Source organism: Bacteroidota bacterium (genome assembly GCA_030706565.1).
GTDB lineage: Bacteria > Bacteroidota > Bacteroidia > Bacteroidales > JAUZOH01 > JAUZOH01.
This window is the reverse complement of sequence record JAUZOH010000410.1, coordinates 1-3255: the sequence shown is the minus strand read 5'-3', so window position 1 is coordinate 3255 and position 3255 is coordinate 1. Positions and strand designations below refer to the sequence as shown.

The 3255-nt window shown below is 43.7% G+C and carries 3 protein-coding genes; 2 read left to right on the top strand and 1 reads right to left on the bottom strand.

The window, feature by feature from the left end; genetic code table 11:
• Both Q8907_14870 and Q8907_14865 read left to right on the top strand, forming a co-directional pair.
• The coding region (locus Q8907_14870) for a glycoside hydrolase family 31 protein (GenBank protein ID MDP4275554.1) at positions 1-982 on the top strand (982 nt) is incomplete at its 5' end.
• Between the two features lie 36 nt (positions 983-1018).
• Entirely contained in the window at positions 1019-2416 is a 1398-nt protein-coding gene (locus Q8907_14865; GenBank protein MDP4275553.1) for an MFS transporter, read from the top strand.
• Positions 2417-2419: 3 nt separating this feature from the next.
• On the opposite strand, the gene Q8907_14860 is transcribed toward Q8907_14865, so the two are convergent.
• Positions 2420-3255 (bottom strand): hypothetical protein (locus Q8907_14860; GenBank protein ID MDP4275552.1); only part of this gene is annotated, 836 nt, incomplete at its 5' end.

Genomic DNA, 3255 nt, shown 5'->3' with positions numbered 1-3255 from the left:
TTTCCTCCCGGTTATTAGGGCAGGAATCAATATCGGCGTTTCCGGGGTTGGATACTGGACCCATTGCATGGGCGGTTTCGAGCAGGATGCCGATCCGGAGCTGTACATCCGCTGGTGCCAGTTCGGCTTCTTCTCTCCCATTTCCCATGTCTTTGGCATGGATCATCCGGGTTATAAGGAGCCCTGGAACTACGGAAAAGAAGCTTTGAACAACTTTATAAAGTATGACCGCCTGAGATATTCGCTCTTCCCTTACATTTACAGCAGTGCCTACGAATTGTACAAAACCGGCATGCCCATAATCCGTTCGCTGGTGCTGGCATATCAAAATGACTCCAATGTTTATCATATTGACGACCAATATCTTTTTGGAAACAACTTTATGGTGGCACCGATGGTTGAGAAAGGGCAGAAATCCAGAACAATATACCTGCCTGAAGGGACCTGGTTTGATTTTTGGACAGGCAAAAAATATACGGGCAAACAAACCATAGAATATGCAGCCGCTTTAGACCAGTTACCCCTGCTGGTTAAGGGTGGTTCCATCATTCCTTTTCAGCCGGCCATGAATTATTTGAATGAAAAAGAAGTCAAAACACTGACTTTAGAAGTGTTCCCCGAAGGCAACTCTTCTTTTGCCCTGTACGAAGACGACGGCAAAAGCTTTGAATACCAGAAAGGCGGTTATGCGCTCACAAAAATCAGCTGCAAGGAAACAAAAAAAGAAATTATCATCAGTATTGCCAGCCCTGAAGGGAATTTCGTTACCCCGCATCACCGTTATGAACTCAAACTGCATCTGGCCAAAGCCCCGGGCAAAATCACCGTAAAAGCAGGTCATTCAACTAAAAATATTGAAATAAAATTAGCTGAAAAGGATACCGGGAGCACAGAAAATTCTTTTGTCAGGGAGAACTCTGTACTTTATTTGAATCCGGGAATTGATAATAGCCAAAGTGCTGAAATAAACCTATTGAAATAAATATAAAACAAAAACGACAGAAAACGACTGTAAATCATGGAAAATATCCCTGCTCCGCAGAAAGTGAATAGAAAATTGTTGTTGATTATCAGTATGATGGCCTCATTTATAGGACCTTTTATGGGGGCATCGGTCAATATTGCCTTACCCAAAATCGGACATGAATTTGCCATGAATGCAGTTTCGTTGAGTTGGATACCCATGTCTTTTCTTCTGTCATCAGCAGTTTCACTGGTACCAATAGGTAAACTGGCAGATATTTTTGGCCGGGTGCGTATTTTTTTTTACGGAAACATTGTAATTGCCATTTCTTCCATTCTTTGCGCTTTCTCTGTATCAGGAATGACGCTTATATCATTCAGGTTATTGCAGGGAATCGGGAGTGCAATGATATTTGGTACTACGATGGCCATTGTAACATCAGCTTTTCCAATAGAAGAACGGGGAAAAGTTATAGGAATCAATACTACTGCCGTTTATCTGGGATTATCACTGGCACCCATTCTGGGAGGATTTCTAACCCAGATGTTGGGTTGGCGCAGTTTGTTTTTACTGATCGTCCCCATCTGCCTATTTTCAGCATTGGCCGTACATTTTTGGATAAAAGCCGAATGGAAGGGAGCAGAAAATGAAAAATTCGACTTCCAGGGTTCTCTTGTATACGTCCTGGCCATGACCTTTTTTATGTTAGGATTCTCAAAGTTGCCCGATTCGCCGGCCATAATTGTTGCTATTTTGGGTTTTGCCGGCTTACTGTTTTTCACCCGTTTTGAACTCCGCATAACTTTTCCCGTACTAAACATCCGCTTGTTTAAAAACAACCGGGTTTTTGCCTTTTCAAACCTGGCCGCGTTAATCAACTATGCGGCTACCTTTGCCCTGTCCTTTGTACTGAGCCTTTATTTACAGTATGTGAAAGGTTTATCCCCATGGAAAGCAGGGATGATACTGGTAGCCCAGCCCATTTTAATGGCATTATTTGCATCTGAATCAGGCAGATTATCCGACAAACACGATCCACGCATACTGGCTTCAGTGGGCATGTCCATCATTGTCGTCGGGCTGTTATTATTAACCATACTCAATGCAAACACGAGCAATTCATATATCATCATCTGTTTGGTCATTTTGGGCACAGGCTTCGGCATGTTCTCCTCTCCCAATACCAATGCCGTCATGAGTTCTGTAGGGAAAAAATATCTGGGCGTAGCCTCTGCCACCGTTGCCACCATGCGATTAACCGGCCAGATGATGAGCATGGGCATAGCAACCCTCATCATTCATATTTTTATTGGGGAAAGCAAAATATCCCCTTCTAATATCCCCGCTTTTATTATGGGGACAAAGGTTATTTTTGGTGTTTTTGCCATTTTATGCTTCCTGGGGGTATTTGCTTCCATCGCCCGTGGGAAAACGAACAACAATAATGAATAAATCTTATGGCAAAGGGTTTAGATTTTCCCAGCGTACTTTCCATTTCCCGTTTTTAGGAAATCCCGGAGTATTTGTTTTGCAGCCGTCATATCCTGCACACATCATGGCCACTGCCGATAACAGGCCGCCATTCCCGGGCAGATATAACCTCAACCTTGTATCCTGGTAATTGTGGCCATTTAACAAATAAGTGTTCTTGGGTGAATTCATAAATAGGGCATCTACAGCTTTATCAGGCATGCCCAACCTGGTAGCACTCATGGCGGTAAGAGGGAAATCCCAGCCCCAGGTATCCCCCCATTTCCAGTTCGACCAGATATAATTAAAAGTCTGCAACATGGTTGAGAAGTCGACCAAAGGGCAATAAGGCAACATGCCGAAAGCACCCAGCACAGCAGGATGATCAGTCGTATATTGGGGAATAGTATAGGTTCCGGGCACAGATTCAGCTCCCAGATATAAACCATCCAGTTGAGCCAGTTTTGAAAGCTTTTTCAAAATACTGTCCCACTTTTCATCCCTGGGCATATTTAATCGTTCGCGCCACCTTTGTGCAGTCGATAAGCCATAGTACCAGTATGCCAGCTCAAAAGGAGGATTGATGGTGGTAGCTGCATCAAAGCATTCCTGTGCAGGAATCAGTCCCGGCCCCAAAACATACCTGTCCTTCTCTTTTTCGTACCAGGCATAGGAAGCCATAAAATCAGCAGTTTTAAACACCAGGTCCTTATATTTTTCAAGAGTGGCCTGGTCTTGATAATGCCTGTAACATAATTCCGCAAAATAAATGATGTGAGGTTCTTCCCAGATCAAAACGGAGCCAACGGACGACGGGCAGT